12 protein-coding genes are annotated in these 16,391 nt (G+C 66.2%); 10 read left to right on the top strand and 2 right to left on the bottom strand.

All coding sequences use genetic code 11. The annotated features are described in order from the left end of the window. Positions 1 to 6: 6 nt before the first annotated feature. Together RAM80_RS09255 and RAM80_RS09250 are read left to right on the top strand one after the other, a co-directional pair. Positions 7 to 444 (top strand): acyl-CoA thioesterase, encoded by a 438-nt coding sequence (locus RAM80_RS09255; protein ID WP_416426045.1) that lies wholly within the window; start codon positions 7 to 9, stop codon positions 442 to 444. 117 nt (positions 445 to 561) lie between these two features. Next, positions 562 to 1,521: a tRNA dihydrouridine synthase gene (locus tag RAM80_RS09250; protein ID WP_416426043.1), complete on the top strand. Its 960-nt coding sequence runs from the start codon at positions 562 to 564 to the stop codon at positions 1,519 to 1,521. A 102-nt stretch (positions 1,522 to 1,623) separates the two neighbouring features. Here the strand turns inward: RAM80_RS09250 and RAM80_RS09245 are convergent, their stop codons facing one another. Together RAM80_RS09245 and RAM80_RS09240 are read right to left on the bottom strand one after the other, a co-directional pair. Beyond that, positions 1,624 to 4,914, bottom strand: a complete 3,291-nt coding sequence (locus RAM80_RS09245) for an EAL and GGDEF domain-containing protein (protein WP_416426040.1) — start codon at positions 4,912 to 4,914, stop codon at positions 1,624 to 1,626. A 56-nt stretch (positions 4,915 to 4,970) separates the two neighbouring features. Next, entirely contained in the window at positions 4,971 to 5,855 is an 885-nt protein-coding gene (locus RAM80_RS09240; protein ID WP_416426038.1) for a LysR family transcriptional regulator, read from the bottom strand. Positions 5,856 to 5,986: 131 nt separating this feature from the next. On the opposite strand from RAM80_RS09240, the gene leuC reads away from it, so the two are divergent. From leuC to RAM80_RS09200, 8 genes are all read left to right on the top strand, one after another. Continuing rightward, positions 5,987 to 7,420: a 3-isopropylmalate dehydratase large subunit gene (leuC, locus tag RAM80_RS09235; protein ID WP_416426037.1), complete on the top strand. Its 1,434-nt coding sequence runs from the start codon at positions 5,987 to 5,989 to the stop codon at positions 7,418 to 7,420. After that, a complete protein-coding gene (gene leuD / locus RAM80_RS09230; protein WP_416426035.1) occupies positions 7,417 to 8,061 on the top strand; it encodes a 3-isopropylmalate dehydratase small subunit in 645 nt (214 codons plus the stop codon). Before leuC ends, leuD begins: the two co-directional genes overlap by 4 nt. 41 nt (positions 8,062 to 8,102) lie before the next feature. Continuing rightward, the gene (gene leuB, locus RAM80_RS09225; RefSeq protein ID WP_416426033.1) at positions 8,103 to 9,185 is read left to right on the top strand and encodes a 3-isopropylmalate dehydrogenase; all 1,083 of its coding nucleotides are present in this window, start codon (positions 8,103 to 8,105) and stop codon (positions 9,183 to 9,185) included. A 57-nt stretch (positions 9,186 to 9,242) separates the two neighbouring features. Next, positions 9,243 to 10,355: an aspartate-semialdehyde dehydrogenase gene (gene asd, locus RAM80_RS09220; protein WP_416426031.1), complete on the top strand. Its 1,113-nt coding sequence runs from the start codon at positions 9,243 to 9,245 to the stop codon at positions 10,353 to 10,355. 300 nt (positions 10,356 to 10,655) lie between these two features. Then, positions 10,656 to 11,657, top strand: a complete 1,002-nt coding sequence (locus RAM80_RS09215) for an aspartate-semialdehyde dehydrogenase (protein WP_416426029.1) — start codon at positions 10,656 to 10,658, stop codon at positions 11,655 to 11,657. Positions 11,658 to 11,794: 137 nt separating this feature from the next. Further along, positions 11,795 to 14,605: a FimV/HubP family polar landmark protein gene (locus tag RAM80_RS09210; RefSeq protein ID WP_416426027.1), complete on the top strand. Its 2,811-nt coding sequence runs from the start codon at positions 11,795 to 11,797 to the stop codon at positions 14,603 to 14,605. A 109-nt stretch (positions 14,606 to 14,714) separates the two neighbouring features. After that, entirely contained in the window at positions 14,715 to 15,569 is an 855-nt protein-coding gene (gene truA, locus RAM80_RS09205) for a tRNA pseudouridine(38-40) synthase TruA (RefSeq protein WP_416426025.1), read from the top strand. 61 nt (positions 15,570 to 15,630) lie between these two features. Beyond that, positions 15,631 to 16,263, top strand: a complete 633-nt coding sequence (locus RAM80_RS09200) for a phosphoribosylanthranilate isomerase (protein WP_416426023.1) — start codon at positions 15,631 to 15,633, stop codon at positions 16,261 to 16,263. Positions 16,264 to 16,391 lie beyond the last annotated feature (128 nt).

Genomic DNA, 16,391 nt, shown 5'->3' with positions numbered 1-16,391 from the left:
GCGCGCATGAATTGGGATTTGGCAACGCCCTTTGTCATCGACCTGAGCGTCGGTGCCGAGGATATCGATGGATTGGGGCACGCCAACAATGCGGTGTACGTGACCTGGCTGGAACGCTGCGCCTGGCGCCATTCCCAGCGGTTGGGGCTGGACCTGGCCGAATACCGGCGGCTGAACCGGGCCATGGCGGTGGTGCGCCATGAAATCGACTACCTGGCCGCTGCTTATGAACATGACGAGTTGCAGATGGCCACCTGGATCGTCGAGTCCGACCAGCGCCTGAAGATGACCCGGCGCTTCCAGCTGATTCGCCCCAGGGACGGGGTGACGCTGCTGCGCGCCCACACCACCTTCTGTTGCATTGACCTGGCCAGCGGCAAGCCCAAGCGCATGCCGCCGGAGTTCATCGACGGCTATGGCCCGGCCCTGATGACTGTTCTCTGACCTTGTGGGAGCTGGCTTGCCAGCGAGCTTCTCGGCGGCCTCAAAAGCTCGCTGGCAAGCCAGCTCCCACAGGTTACAATGCGCGCAATTTTCTTCCTTCCTTCCCCGAGATTCCCCATGCACATTGCCCTGGCCCCCATGGAAGGCCTGGTCGACAACATCCTGCGTGACGTGCTGACCCGTGTCGGCGGTATCGACTGGTGTGTCACCGAGTTCATTCGCGTCAACGACATGCTGCTGCCGCCCGCGGTGTTCCACAAAATGGCGCCGGAGCTGGCCAGCGGCTGCGTGACCCCCGCCGGCACGCAGATGCGCGTGCAGCTGTTGGGATCGGACCCCATCTGCCTGGCCGACAACGCGGCCCTGGCGGTGAGCCTCGGTGCGCCGGTCATCGACCTGAACTTCGGCTGCCCGGCCAAGACCGTCAACAAGTCCCGCGGCGGGGCGGTGCTGCTCAAGGAGCCGGAGCTGCTCAACAACATCCTCTGCGAAGTGCGCCGTGCCGTACCGGCGCATATCCCGGTAACCGCCAAGATGCGCCTGGGCTTCGACAGCCCCGACGGCGCCCTGGTGTGCGCCGAGGCCCTGGCCGAAGGCGGCGCCGAGGTGCTGGTGGTGCACGCCCGCACCAAGGTCGACGGCTACAAGCCGCCGGCCCACTGGGAGTGGGTGGCCAAGGTGCGCGACGTGGTCAAGGTGCCGGTGTACGCCAATGGCGAAGTGTGGACGGTGGACGACTGGCGGCGCTGCCGCGAGATCAGCGGCGTGCCCGACATCATGCTCGGCCGCGGCCTGGTCTCGCGCCCCGATCTGGCCCGGCAGATCGCCGCGGCCCAGGCCGGCATCGAGCTGGCGCCCATGACCTGGGCCGAGCTGATGCCGCTGCTGCAGGAGTTCTGGCGCCAGGCCGTCATCGACCTCACCCCGCGCCAGGCGCCGGGGCGCCTCAAGCAGTGGCTGGCGATGCTGACGCGCACCTTCCCCGAGGCGGTGGAGCTGTTCGCGCTGGTGCGCCGCGAGACGGATTGCGAGCGGGTGGGGCAGCTGCTGGGCCTACCAACCCTCCAGGCGGCCTGACCCTGTAGCCGCTGCCGTCAGGCTGCGCTGGCCTGAATGTGCACTGGAGATCTTCAGTGAGGCATGCGGCCAGCGCAGCCTTTCGGCAGCGGCTACAAGCTTTCACTGTGAGTCATCGATCAACATCTGCCTGAACTCCGCCAGCGGCAGCGGGCGGCTGTGCAGGTAGCCCTGGTACAGGTGGCAGCCCAGCCGTTCGAGGAATTCCAGCTGTTCGGACAGCTCCACGCCCTCGGCAATCACCGTGAGGTCGAGGCTGCGGGCCATGGCGACGATGGCGCGGACGATCTCGGCGTCGTTGGGGTCGTGGGTGGCATCGCGAACGAATGACTGGTCGATCTTCAAGGCGTCCACCGGCAGGCGCTTGAGGTAGGTCAGCGACGAATAGCCAGTGCCGAAGTCGTCCATGGCAAAGCTGACGCCCAGTTTCTTCAGGCTGCGCATCTTGCTGATGGTGTCCTCCAGGTTCTGGATGACGATGCCTTCGGTGATTTCCAGTTTCAGCAGCGTGCAGGGCAGGTTGTGCTGGCTGAGGCTGTGGGCCACGCGCTCGACGAAGTCGTTCTGGCGGAACTGTCGCGGGCTGATGTTCACGCACAGGGCAAAGTCGTTGACGTCGATCAGGCCGTCGGCCAGCAGCTGCGCGCAGGCGCCGCAGGCTTCGTCGAGGATCCAGCTGCCAACCTCCAGGATCAGGCCGCTTTCTTCCAACACCTGGATGAACTGCGCCGGCGATTGCTGGCCCAGCAGCGGGTGGTGCCAGCGCAGCAGCACCTCGGCGCCGACGATGCGGTCCTCGCGGGCGTCCACCTGCGGCTGGAAGTGCAGGCTCAGCTCGCCCCGGGCCAGGGCCATGCGCAGGTCGTTTTCCATCTGCAGGCGCTCGCTGGCGGCCTTCTGCATGGTGTTGTGGAACATCTGCGTGGTGTTGCGCCCCGAGTCCTTGGCCCGGTACAGGGCAATGTCGGCGCGCTTGAGCAGGTCGGCCGGGGTGGTGCCGTGGTCGGGTATCAGCGCCACGCCGATGCTGGGGGTGACCTGCAGGCGCTGGCCGTCCAGCGACATGGGCTCGGCCAGCAGCGCGCGCAGGGTGTCGGCCAGTTCGCGGACCTGGGCGGTGACCTCGGCGCGGTTGCCTTCCAGGCCCGTCAGCAGCACCACGAACTCGTCGCCGCCCAGGCGCGCCACGGTGTCTTCCAGGCGCACGCTGGCCTCCAGGCGCGCGGTGATGATCTTCAGCACCGTGTCGCCCACCGGGTGGCCCAGGGAGTCGTTGATGTGCTTGAAATGGTCCAGGTCCAGGAACAGCAGGGCGCCGCGCAGGTTGTGGCGCTTGAGCAGGGCGATCTGCTGGCTCAGGCGGTCCATCAGCAGCGCGCGGTTGGGCAGGTTGGTCAGCGGGTCGTGGTAGGCCAGGTGGCGGATCTGCGCCTGGGCGTTCTTCAGCTGGCTGACGTCGCGGGCGTTGAGCAGCAGGCACGGGGTTTCGTTGAGGGTGATGGGCTCGATGGACACTTCCAGGGTCAGCGCCTCGCCGCGCTTGTTGCGGCCGATCAGCTCGCGGTGGTGCACGTGGCCGCTGTCTTCCAGCTCGGCCAGCAGCAGGGCCTGCTGGCGCGGGTCGGCCCAGAAGCCGACGTCGTCGATGCTGCGCCCCAGCACTTCGCTGCCGCTGTAGCCGGTGAGCCGGCAGAAACCGTCGTTCACCTCCAGGTAGCGGCCGCTGTCGCGCTCGCTGATGGTGATGGCGTCGGGGCTTGAGTGGAACGCCTTGGCGAACTTCTCCTCGCTGCTTTTCAGCGCCGCTTCGGCCCGTTGCTGCTGGGTGATGTCACGCAGGGTGGTGACCACGCAGGGCTGGTTGTCGACGGTGATCAGGCGGCTGGAGATCAGGCAGGTGAGCACCTGGCCGTTCTTGTGCATCACCTGCACGGCGACGTTGTTCAGCGCCCGCTCGCGAATCACCTCCTCGATGCGCTGCAGGCGCTGCGCGCTGTCCAGCCAGAAGCCCAGCTCGTCGGCGGTGTGGCGCTTGACCTCCTCGGCGCTCCAGCCAAAGGTCTGGGTGAAGCTGGGGTTGATCTCGATGAACTGGCCGCTGGCCTGCAGGGTCACGCAGATGGGGTCGGTGCTGGCCTGGAACAGGCTGGCGAACTTCTCTTCGGAGCTGACCAGGCGCTGCTCGCGCTCCACCTGCTCGGTGATGTCCAGCAGAGTGCCGGCCATGCGCAGCGGCTGGCCGCTGTCGTCGCGGTACAGCCGCGCGCGGCTCTCGATGTAGCGCGAGGCGCCGTTTTCCAGGGCGATGCGGTAGGTGATCTGGTAATTGCCCGCCGGGCCCTCGCGCAGGCTGCGGTAGGCCTGGCGCATGGTGTTGCGCTCGTCGTCGGGCACGCCCTCGAAGAACGCCTCGAAGGATTCGTGGAACGGCACCGGCGCCAGGCCGTGCAGCTGCGCCGCGCGCGCCGAGCCGTAGAGCATGCCGCTGGGAATGTGCCAGTCCCAGGTGCCCAGCTGCGCCGAGTCCAGGGCCAGGTCCAGGCGCTCCTGGCTGTCCTTGAGCGCCTGTTCGGCGCGTTTGTTGTCGCTGGTGTCGGTAAAGGTGCTGAGCAGGTAGCTGTCGCCCTCAAGCTCGATGTTCTGGGTGCTGAGGATGCCGTCGTGCACCTGGCCGCTGCTGGCGCAGAAGCGCACCTCCATGTTCACCGGCTCGCTGGTGTGGCGCGTGGCCTCCAGCAGCTTGTGGCGCTGCTCGGGCTCGGCCCACAGGCCCAGCTCCACGGTGGTCTTGTTGATGATCTGGTGCGCGGCCCAGCCCAGGGTCTTCTCGAAATGGTGGTTGACCTCGTGGATCAGGCCGTCGGCGCGGCGCGTCAGCAGCACCACGTTGGGGCTGAGGTGGAAGAGGGTGGCGAAGCGCTTTTCCGAGTTGATCAGCGCCGTTTCCCGGTCGCGCTGGCGGGTGATTTCGCGGATCACGCCGATCATCTGCGGGCGGCCGTCCTTGTCGGCGATCAGGCTGCCGCTGATTTCCAGCCAGTGCAGGCTGCCGTCCGGCCAGCGGATGCGGTGGCGCAGGGCCTGCTCCACCGGCTCGCCGCGCAGCACCGCCTGGAACGCCTGGGTGGTGCGGCTGCGGTCCTCCTCGGGCAGCAGTTCCAGGTAATCCAGGTCGTTGGGCAGCGGCGCGCTGGGGTCGAAGCCGAACAGCGCCTGGGTGCCCCGCGACCAGCTGATCTTGCCGCTGCCCACGTCCCAGAACCAGGCCCCCAGGTGCGCGCCGTTGAGCGCCGCCAGCAGTTGCGGCGCGCTTTCCCAGGTCTGCTCGGACTCCTGGGGATCAGCCGCATGAATACGCGGCAAGCGCGGAAAGCGTGAAGCTGACTTGGGCATGGACCAGACCTTTGGCGGTTACGGCTTCCTTAAGGTAGACCGTCTGCGCCCGAGCGCTACCCGGCTAACGTGTCGGGCTCGGCGTCGAGCAGGGCCATGAAGGCCCGCGCAGCGTTGGACAGCGTTCTTTCGGTGTGCACGATGTAGCCTAGCTGGCGACTGAGCTGAATGCCCGGCAAAGCAATGCTGCGCACCTGGTCGTCGAGCATGGTGCGCGGCAGCACGCTCCAGGCCAGGCCGATGGAGACCATCATCTTGATGGTTTCCAGGTAGTTGGTGCTCATGGCGATGTTGGCCGTCAGGCCCCGCGCCTCGAACAGGCGCTGGACAATATGGTGGGTAAAGGTGTTGCCGCCAGGGAACACAGCCGGATGATAGGCGATATCCGCCAGGCTCACCGCGCCGTTGAGCGCCAGCGGGTGCTCGGGCGCCACCACGAAGTCCAGCGGGTCGGTCCACACCGGCACCGCGCGTACCAGGGTATGGGGCTCGGGGGCCAGGGTAATCACCGCCAATTCCGCGCGGCCATGGAGGATTTCCTCGTAGGCCACCTCCGAATCGAGGAACTGGATGTCCAGCGCCACGTCCGGGTAGCGCTTGGTGAAGGCGCGCAGCACCGGCGGCAGGCGGTGCAGGCCGATGTGGTGGCTGGTGGCCAGGGTCAGGCGGCCGCCGACCTCGCCGGTCAGGTTGGTCAGGGCCCGGCGGGTGTCGTCCAGCACGTTGAGAATCTGGTAGGCGCGGGGCAGCAGGGCACGCCCCGCTTCCGTCAGGCTGACTTCGCGCCCAAGGCGGTCGAACAGGCGTACATTGAGTTGTTGCTCAAGGCCGGCGATGCGTTTGCTGATCGCCGGCTGGGTGAGGTGCAGGCGTTCGCCGGCCCCGGAAAAGCTGCCACATTCGGCGATGGCGAGGAAGGCGTTGAGGTTGGCCAGGTCCATCTATTCGGATTCCTGTTGGTTATCCAAAGCATGAAAATTATGAATTTGAGTAATCCAATGTAACCCCTTAGCATTCGCCCTACAAGCCAAGCGGTTATTGGCATAGAAAAGATACTGATGAGGAAAGTCTGATGGCCGGCAAAACGCTCTACGACAAGCTCTGGGACTCGCATTTGGTCAAACAGCGCGACGACGGTTCGGCGCTGATCTACATTGATCGTCACATCATCCATGAAGTGACCTCGCCCCAGGCTTTCGAAGGCCTGCGCCTGGCCGGCCGCAAGCCATGGCGCATCGACGCCAACATCGCCACCCCGGACCACAACGTGCCGACCACCCCTGAACGCAAGGGCGGCATCGAGGCCATCGCCGACCAGGTGTCGCGCTTGCAGGTGCAGACCCTCGACGACAACTGCGACGAGTACGGCATCACCGAGTTCAAGATGAACGACGTGCGCCAGGGCATCGTCCACGTCATCAGCCCGGAGCAGGGCGCCACCTTGCCCGGCATGACCGTGGTCTGCGGTGACTCGCACACCTCCACCCACGGTGCCTTCGGCGCCCTGGCCCACGGCATCGGCACCTCGGAAGTGGAGCACGTGCTCGCGACCCAGTGCCTGGTGGCCAAGAAAATGAAGAACATGCTGGTACGCGTGGAAGGCCAATTGCCCTTCGGCGTCACTGCCAAGGACATCGTGCTGGCCGTGATCGGCAAGATCGGCACCGCCGGCGGCAACGGCCACGCCATGGAATTCGCTGGCAGCGCCATTCGCGACCTGTCCATCGAAGGCCGCATGACCATCTGCAACATGTCCATCGAAGCCGGCGCCCGCGTGGGCCTGGTGGCGGCGGACGAGAAGACCGTCGCCTACGTCGAGGGCCGCCCGTTCGCGCCAAAGGGCGAGAACTGGATCAAGGCCGTCGAAGCCTGGAAAGACCTGGTGTCCGACGCAGACGCGGTGTTCGACACCGTGGTGGAACTGGACGCCGCGCAGATCAAGCCGCAGGTCAGCTGGGGCACCTCGCCGGAAATGGTCCTGGCCGTTGACCAGAACGTGCCGGACCCGGCCAAGGAAGCCGACCCGGTCAAGCGTGGTTCCATCGAGCGCGCCTTGAAGTACATGGGCCTGAGCGCCAACCAGGCGATCACCGATATCCAGCTGGACCGCGTGTTCATTGGCTCGTGCACCAACTCGCGGATCGAAGACCTGCGCGCCGCCGCCGAGATCGCCAAGGGCCGCAAGGTGGCCTCCACGGTCAAGCAGGCCATCGTCGTGCCGGGCTCGGGCCTGGTGAAAGCCCAGGCCGAGAAGGAAGGCCTGGACAAGATCTTCCTCGAAGCGGGCTTCGAATGGCGTGAACCAGGCTGCTCCATGTGCCTGGCCATGAACCCGGACCGCCTGGAGTCGGGCGAGCATTGCGCGTCCACCTCCAACCGCAACTTCGAAGGCCGCCAGGGTGCCGGTGGCCGTACCCACCTGGTGAGCCCGGCCATGGCCGCCGCCGCCGCGGTGACCGGTCGTTTCATTGATGTCCGTGAATTGATCCAAGGGAGCGCAGCATGAAAGCCTTTACCCAGCACACCGGCCTCGTCGCGCCTCTGGACCGTGCCAACGTCGACACCGACCAGATCATCCCCAAGCAATTCCTCAAGTCGATCAAGCGCACCGGCTTCGGCCCCAACCTGTTCGACGAATGGCGCTACCTGGACGTGGGCCAGCCTTACCAGGACAACTCCAAGCGCCCGGTAAACCCTGATTTCGTGCTCAACCACGCCCGTTATCAAGGCGCCAGCGTGTTGCTGGCCCGCGAGAACTTCGGCTGCGGCTCGAGCCGCGAGCACGCGCCATGGGCCTTGGAAGAGTACGGTTTCCGTACCATCATCGCCCCCAGCTACGCCGACATTTTCTTCAACAACAGCTTCAAGAACGGCCTGTTGCCGATCATTCTCGACGACGCCGAGGTCGACGAGCTGTTCCAGCAGGTCGAGGCCAACCCTGGCTACCAGTTGACCATCGACCTGCAGGCGCAGACCGTGACCCGCGCCGACGGCAAGGTGTTGACCTTTGAAATCGACGAGTTCCGCAAGCACTGCCTGCTCAACGGCCTGGACGATATCGGCCTGACCTTGCAGGATGGCGATGCCATCGCGGCGTTCGAAGGCAAGCACCGGGCCAGCCAGCCCTGGTTGTTCCGCGACGCCTGACTGTTTCGCAATTTCGAATTGAACAAAAGATCGAGGAAAGCATGAGCAAGCAGATTCTGATTCTCCCAGGCGACGGTATTGGTCCGGAAATCATGACCGAGGCGGTCAAGGTGCTGAACCTGGCCAACGACAAGTTCAACCTGGGCTTCGAACTGCAGCACGACGTGATCGGTGGCGCTGCCATCGACAAGCACGGCGTGCCCCTGGCCGACGAGACGCTGGAACTGGCGCGCAAGGCCGATGCCGTGCTGCTGGGCGCCGTGGGTGGCCCCAAGTGGGACAAGATCGAGCGTGACATTCGCCCCGAGCGCGGCCTGCTGAAGATTCGCGCGCAACTGGGCCTGTTCGGCAACCTGCGCCCGGCCATCCTGTACCCGCAACTGGCCGACGCTTCCAGCCTGAAGCCGGAAATCGTCGCGGGCCTGGATATCCTCATCGTCCGTGAACTGACCGGCGGCATCTACTTCGGCGCCCCGCGCGGCAACCGCGAACTGGAAAACGGCGAGCGCCAGGCGTACGACACCCTGCCGTACAGCGAAAGCGAGATCCGCCGCATCGCCCGCGTCGGCTTCGACATGGCCCGCGTGCGTGGCAAGAAGCTGTGCTCGGTGGACAAGGCCAACGTGCTGGCTTCCAGCCAACTGTGGCGTGAAGTGGTCGAGGAAGTGGCCAAGGACTACCCGGACGTCGAGCTGAGCCACATGTACGTGGACAACGCCGCCATGCAACTGGTGCGCGCGCCCAAGCAATTCGACGTGATCGTGACTGACAACATGTTCGGTGACATCCTGTCGGACGAGGCGTCCATGCTCACCGGTTCCATCGGCATGCTGCCGTCGGCGTCGCTGGATGCCAACAACAAGGGCATGTACGAGCCGTGCCACGGTTCCGCGCCGGACATCGCCGGCAAGGGCATCGCCAACCCGTTGGCGACCATCCTGTCGGTGTCGATGATGCTGCGCTACAGCTTCAACCAGCAGGCTGCCGCCGACGCCATCGAGAAGGCCGTGAGCCTGGTGCTGGACCAGGGCTTGCGCACCGGCGACATCTGGTCGGACGGTTGTGCGAAAGTTGGTACGCAGGAAATGGGTGATGCAGTAGTCGCGGCGCTGCGGAATCTGTAATCTCTTGGGCCCGCTACAGCAGTAGCGGCCCACTTTTTTGTCAAAGGTGTAGTTGCGATGAAACGTGTAGGTCTGATCGGTTGGCGCGGTATGGTCGGTTCCGTGCTCATGCAGCGGATGCTGGAAGAGCAGGACTTCGATCTTATCGAGCCGGTGTTTTTCACCACTTCCAATGTCGGCGGCCAGGGCCCGGCGGTAGGCAAGGATATTGCCCCGCTCAAGGACGCTTACAGCATTGAAGAGTTGAAAACCCTCGACGTCATTCTGACCTGCCAGGGCGGCGACTACACCAGCGAGGTATTCCCCAAGCTGCGTGAAGCCGGCTGGCAGGGCTACTGGATCGACGCCGCTTCCAGCCTGCGTATGCAGGATGACGCGGTCATCGTCCTGGACCCGGTCAACCGCAAGGTCATCGACCAGCAGCTGGATGCCGGCACCAAGAACTACATCGGCGGCAACTGCACCGTCAGCCTGATGCTGATGGGCCTGGGCGGCCTGTTCGAAGCCGGCCTGGTGGAATGGATGAGTGCCATGACCTACCAGGCGGCCTCGGGCGCCGGTGCGCAGAACATGCGCGAGCTGATCCGCCAGATGGGCGCTACCCACGCGGCCGTGGCCGATGACCTGGCCAACCCGGCCAGCGCCATCCTCGACATCGACCGCAAGGTCGCCGAGGCCATGCGCAGCGACGCCTACCCAACGGAAAACTTCGGTGTGCCGCTGGCAGGCAGCCTGATCCCGTGGATCGACAAGGAACTGCCCAACGGCCAGAGCCGCGAAGAGTGGAAGGCCCAGGCCGAGACCAACAAGATCCTGGGCCGCTTCAAGAGCCCGATCCCGGTCGACGGCATCTGCGTGCGCATCGGCGCCATGCGTTGCCACAGCCAGGCGCTGACCATCAAGCTGAACAAGGACGTGCCGCTGGCCGACATCGAAGGCCTGATCAGCCAGCACAACCCCTGGGTCAAGCTGGTGCCGAATCAGCGCGAGATCAGCATGCAGGAGCTGAGCCCGACCAACGTCACCGGTACCCTGAACGTGCCGGTTGGCCGCCTGCGCAAGCTGAACATGGGCTCCCAGTACCTGGGCGCGTTCACCGTCGGCGACCAGCTGCTGTGGGGCGCCGCCGAGCCGCTGCGCCGCATGCTGCGGATCCTGCTGGAACGGTAAGTGCTGCTGTGAGTTGAAAGAAACCCGTGCCGTTTGGTGCGGGTTTTTTTTTGGCTTGCCTTGATTTGCACGGATCGGCAGTGAACAACCAGGGTGGACATGGTGATGGTGCTGGCGTGACTGGCCCGAAACAAACGTAGGAGCCGGGCTTGCCCGCGATGCGCCGCGCGGGCGGCGCGCGATCTGATGAACGCCAAAAAAACCAACGGCATGCACCAATGGCCCACCCCAACCCCGAGACAAGCGCAACAATTAGATATAAAGTCCCGCCCCCCTGCCAAACCCCCGAGGATCGCAACCATGACCCAGACTTTCGACATCGCCATCATCGGCGCCACCGGTACCGTCGGCGAAACCCTGGTGCAGGTCCTTGAGGAGCGTGATTTCCCGGTGGGCAACCTGCACCTGCTGGCCAGCATCGAATCGGCCGGCGCCTCGGTGCCGTTCCGCGGCAAGAACGTGCGGGTGCGCGAGGTGGAGCAGTTCGATTTCAAGCAGGTGCGCGTGGCGTTCTTCGCGGCGGGCGCCGCCGTGACCCGCAGCTTCGCCGCCAAGGCCACGGCAGCCGGTTGCACGGTCATCGACCTGTCCGGCGAGCTGGCGGCGCCGCACGTGGTGCCGGAAGCCAATGGCCAGGTGCTGGCCACCCTGCAGGCGCCGGTGCAGGTCGGCAGCCCCAGCTCCAGCGCGGTGGCGCTGGCGCTGATCCTGGCGCCGCTGCGTGAACAATTGGCCCTGGTGCGGGTCAATGTCACCGTTGCCATGGCCGTGTCGGCGCTGGGCCGCGAGGCCGTCAGCGAGCTGGCGCGCCAGACCGCCGAGTTGCTCAACGCTCGCCCGCTGGAGCCACGTTTCTTCGACCGCCAGGTGGCGTTCAACCTGCTGCCCCAGGTGGGCAAGCCGGATGCCCAGGGCCATGTGGTGCTGGAGCGCCGCCTGGTGAGCGAGCTGCGCGAGCTGCTGCAGCTGCCTTTGCTAAAGATTTCCGTGACTTGCGTTCAAGCTCCGGTGTTTTTTGGCGATAGCCTCACTGTGTCGCTGCAGACCGAGGCTGCCGTCGACCTGGCCGCGGTGAACGCCGCGCTGGACGGCGCCGAGGGCGTGGAGTTGGTGGAGGAGGGGGACTACCCCACCCCGGTCGGTGACGCGGTGGGCCAGGATGTGGTCTATGTTGGTCGCGTGCGCACCGGCATTGATGACCCCTGCGAACTCAACCTTTGGGCTACGCTCGATAACGTGCGCAAGGGCGCCGCGCTAAACGCCGTGCAGCTGGCTGAGTTGTTGATAAAAGACCTGCTGTAAAAGATACTTGGCAACAATTTGCATAATGATTCTAGCCCGGTGCCAAGCGCCGGGCCGATTGCTTGAGGTGAGCTGCCTCCAGGCAGCTTTTCACTTCTTCTCGCTTGCCGAGGAAATGTTCAAACAAGGATTAGGCCATGGTTCAAGTTCGCAAACTGGTGTTAGCAATAGCCGCCGCTTCGGCGCTGTCCTCCGGTATGGCGCGTGCACTGGATCTGGGTGAAGTCACCCTCAAATCGGCCGCCAACCAGCCGCTGGTGGCCGAGATCGAACTGCTCGACGTTCGCGACCTGGCGCCGGCCGACATCAAGCCCAGCCTGGCCTCGCCCGAGGAATTCCAGAAAGCGGGCGTGAACCGTGATGCCATCCTCAATGACCTGACGTTCACCCCGGTGATCAACAGCGGCGGCCGCAGCGTGATTCGCGTGACCTCGAAGCAGCCGGTCAGCGAGCCGATGCTCAAGTTCCTGGTGCAGGTGCTGTGGCCCCAGGGCCGCCTGTTGCGCGACTACAGCGTGCTGGTCGACTCCAGCAAGTTCGGGCCGCAGAACGCCGCCCCCGTGCAGCCTGCCACCACCCCCGCGGTCACCACCCAGACCCAGGGCAGCGAAGGCGGCTACACCACCGGCAAGCGCGACACCCTGTGGGACATTGCCCAGAAGAACGCCGTGCCGCCGGCCTCCGTGCAGCAGACCATGCTGGCGATCCAGGCGCTGAACCCCGACGCCTTCGTCGACGGCAACATCAACCGGCTCAAGACCGGCCAGGTGCTGCGCCTGCCGGACGCCCCGCAAGCCACCGCCCTGGGCCAGGGCCCGGCGATTGCCGAAGTGGCCCGCCAGAACGCCGCCTGGCGTGAAGGCCGCCGCCTGGGCCCGCGCGCCCAGCAGCTAGACGCCACCCGCCGCACCGGCACCGGTAATGCACCGGCGCAGACCGAGGCTGGCGACAAGCTCAGCCTGGTGGCTGCCGATGGCAAGAACGGCCAGGGCAAGGCCGGCGACCGTCAGGCGCGCCTGGCCCAGGCCAAGGAAAACCTCGACGCCACCCGCCGCGACAATGCCGAGCTGAAAAGCCGCATGGGCGACCTGCAGAGCCAACTGGACAAGCTGCAGAAGCTGATCCAGCTCAAGAACGATCAACTGGCCAAGCTGGAAGCCGCCAGCGCCGCCGCACCGGCTGCGCCTGCCGCCGATGTCGCAGCCGCCACGCCGGCCCCGGCCGTCAACGCCCAGCTTGCGCCGGCCCCGGCACCGGATGCCGCCACGCCGGCCGCCCCGGCCGCACCCGCCACGCCACCGGAAGCGGCTACCCCCGCGCCGGCACCTGCCCCAGCACCGGCAGAAGCCCCGGCCCCGGCCGAAGCGCAGCCTGGCCTGTTCGGCAAGTTCCTGACCAGCCCGATCATGCTCGGCCTGATCGGTGGCGCCGCGGTGCTGATCCTGCTGCTGGCGGCGCTGCTACTGGCGCGTCGCCGCAAGGCCCAGCTGGAAGCCGAAAAGCACATGCGCATGGCCCGTGCCCTGGCCGAGGAAACCGACTTCGACAAGGACCTGGACCTGCCGCCCAGCAGCTTCGAAGGCCTGGAAACCCCGCCGCCGGCGGTGAAGCTGGCGCCGGCCATGGTCGCCGCGTCTGCCGCTGCCGCCGTGGCCGCCGCCGAGCCGGCGCCGGTGGTGCAGCCGCCGGTGTCCGAAATCATCCCCACGCCGCCGCTGCGCCCGGCTGCCGAGCCGGTGGTTGCCGCGCCGGTGGTCGAACCGCTGGTGGCCTCGGTCATCGAGCCGAAGGTGGCGCCCGTGGTTGCCCCTGAAGCCGACCTGCTGGCCGAGGCCGACCGCCTGATGGCCGAAGGGCGCCTGGGCGAGGCCGCGGAGCTGCTGGAACCTGCCGTGAAGGCCCAGCCCGAGCGCAGCGACCTGCGCCTCAAGCTGATGGAAGTCTACGCCCACCAGGGTGACCGCAACGCCTTCATCGGCGAAGAGCGCCAGCTGGTTGCCACCGGCCAGAACCACAACGCCGTGGAAGCGCTGAAAGCACGCTTCCCCGCCATGCTCGGGGTGGCCATGGCCGCTGCGGGCGCTGCCGCCGTGGCCGCCGAGCTGGACGCCCAGTACGTCAAGGACCTGCTGATGGACGAGCCGGGTGCTGCCGACCCGATCGACGACACCTTCGACAGCGACTTCGACCTGAACCTGGACGACGACCTCGGCGAGCCGGCCGAACCTGACCTGGACGTCGCCGACTTCGACGACGACCTGGTGCTGGACGCCCCGCAGCCGCTGGAAGCCGCCGCCGAGCCTGCGCCTGCCGTGGAAGCCCCTTCGGCCCTGGAAGAGGACGACCTGGACTTCGAGGCGCTGCTGGCCGAGCACAGCGCGCCTGCCGAAGCGCCGCCGGTGGATGACCTGGCCGATTTCGACCTGGCCATCGCCGACGACGAACCGGCCGCGCCGACCCTGGACCCCGAGCTGGAAGCCCAGCTGGAAGATTTCGAGGCCGAGCTGAACCTGGACAAGCCCGACGTGCCGCCGGCACCGGTGGATGACCTGGAGCTGCCGGACGACTTCGACCTGTCCCTGGCCGAGGAAATGGACGCCGCGCCCCAGGCCGCCCCGGACAAGCTGCACGAGCAGCTGGGTGACGTCAGCGCCGAGCTCGACAAACTCTCCGCCAGCCTGGAGCACCCGCCCATCGCCGAGCCGTTCAAGGCCCCCGAGAAGCCGGCGCTGGACGACCTCGACAACCTCGACGACCTGCCGCCGTTCGAAGACGACTTCGACTACCTGTCGGGCACCGACGAGGCCGCCACCAAGCTCGACCTGGCGCGTGCCTACATCGAGATGGGCGACCATGACGGTGCACGCGACATCCTCGACGAAGTGGTCAAGGAAGGCACCGAGGGCCAGCAGAGCGAAGCGCGCGAGATGCTCTCGCGGCTGGTCTGAGGCCTCCACTGCACCCTGACAACGGCAGCCCGCGTGGCTGCCGTTGTCGTTTCTGCCCCCTGGCCCCGTATAATGGCGGCCATTGCGCTTTATCACAGGCTTGAACCACGTGGACATTCTTCAACAATCGGCCAGCGAAGTCGCTGCCGAAGGCTTCACCCGCATCGCCCTGGGCGTCGAATACAAAGGCTCGCGCTACCGCGGCTGGCAGCGCCAGGCCAGCGGCGTGCTGACCGTGCAGGAAACCCTGGAAAAGGCCCTGTCGATCGTCGCCGACTCGCCCGTCGACCTGATGTGCGCCGGCCGCACCGACGCCGGCGTGCACGCCTGTGGCCAGGTGGTGCACTTCGACACCCGCGCGGTGCGCTCCATGAAGGCCTGGACCATGGGCGCCAACATCAACCTGCCCCACGACATCAGCGTGACCTGGGCCAAGGAAATGCCGCCCACCTTCCATGCGCGCTTCACGGCCATCGCCCGGCGCTACCGCTACGTGATCTACAACGACCAGATCCGCCCCGCGCACCTGGGCGACGAGATCACCTGGAACCACCGGCCGCTGGACGTGGAGCGCATGGCCGAGGCCGCCCAGTACCTGATCGGCACCCATGACTTCAGCGCCTTCCGCGCCGGCCAGTGCCAGGCCAAGTCGCCGATCAAGCAGATGCACCACGCCCGCGTGACCCGCCACGGCAAGATGATCGTGCTGGATATCCGCGCCAACGCCTTCCTGCACCACATGGTGCGCAACATCGCCGGCGTGCTGATGACCATCGGCGCCGGCGAGCGCCCGGTGGAGTGGATGCGCGAAGTGCTGGAAGGCCGCGAGCGCCGTGCAGGCGGCGTGACCGCGCACCCGTTCGGCCTGTACCTAGTGCAGGTGGAATACCGCGACGAGTTCCCGCTGCCGGAGCGCTACATCGGCCCGCACTTCCTGACAGGCTTCGATACATTGCCGGGCTGACGGCATGGAATCCATTTGCTAACATCCAGAGCTTTGGCGTCTTCCTGAGGTTTTTCCGCATATGTCCGCCGTTCGCAGCAAAATCTGCGGTATTACCCGCATCGAGGACGCGCTGGCCGCAGCCGAGGCGGGCGCCGATGCCATTGGCCTGGTGTTCTACGCCAAGAGCCCGCGGGCCGTCACGGCCGAGCAGGCGCGCGCCATTGTCCGTGCGCTGCCGCCGTTCGTGACCACCGTAGGGCTGTTCGTCAACGCCAGCCGCTGCGAGCTGAACGAGATCCTCGAAGTGGTGCCGCTGGACCTCCTGCAGTTCCATGGCGACGAGACCCCGGCCGACTGCGAGGGCTACCACCGCCCGTACATCAAGGCAGTGCGCGTGCGCCCCGGCGAAGACCTGGAAGCCATCTGCAAGCAGTACAGCGGTGCCAGCGGCATTTTGCTGGACACCTTCGTGGCCGGCGTGCCGGGCGGCACCGGCGAGGCGTTCGACTGGAGCCTGGTGCCTGCGCGGCTGAGCAAGCCGGTCATCCTGGCGGGCGGCCTGTCGGCGGCCAACGTGGCCCAGGCCATCGCCCAGGTGAAACCGTATGCGGTAGACGTCAGCGGCGGGGTAGAGGCCGCGAAAGGCATCAAGGACGCGGAAAAGATCGAGGCGTTCATGCAGGCGGTACGCGGTACGATTTCGCGCGAATGACGACCGACGTGGGAGCGGGCTCTGCCCGCGAAAAGCCCGCCACGCAGTTGCTGAAATACCCTGGTGTCTGCTTCGCGGGCAGAGCCCGCTCCCACGGGGTCAGGTGAGGTTGTGCCAAGGGATGTGAC

This window comes from Pseudomonas sp. App30, from assembly GCF_047947025.1.
Classification (GTDB): Bacteria; Pseudomonadota; Gammaproteobacteria; order Pseudomonadales; family Pseudomonadaceae; genus Aquipseudomonas.
This window is presented reverse-complemented; position numbering and strand designations above follow the sequence as displayed.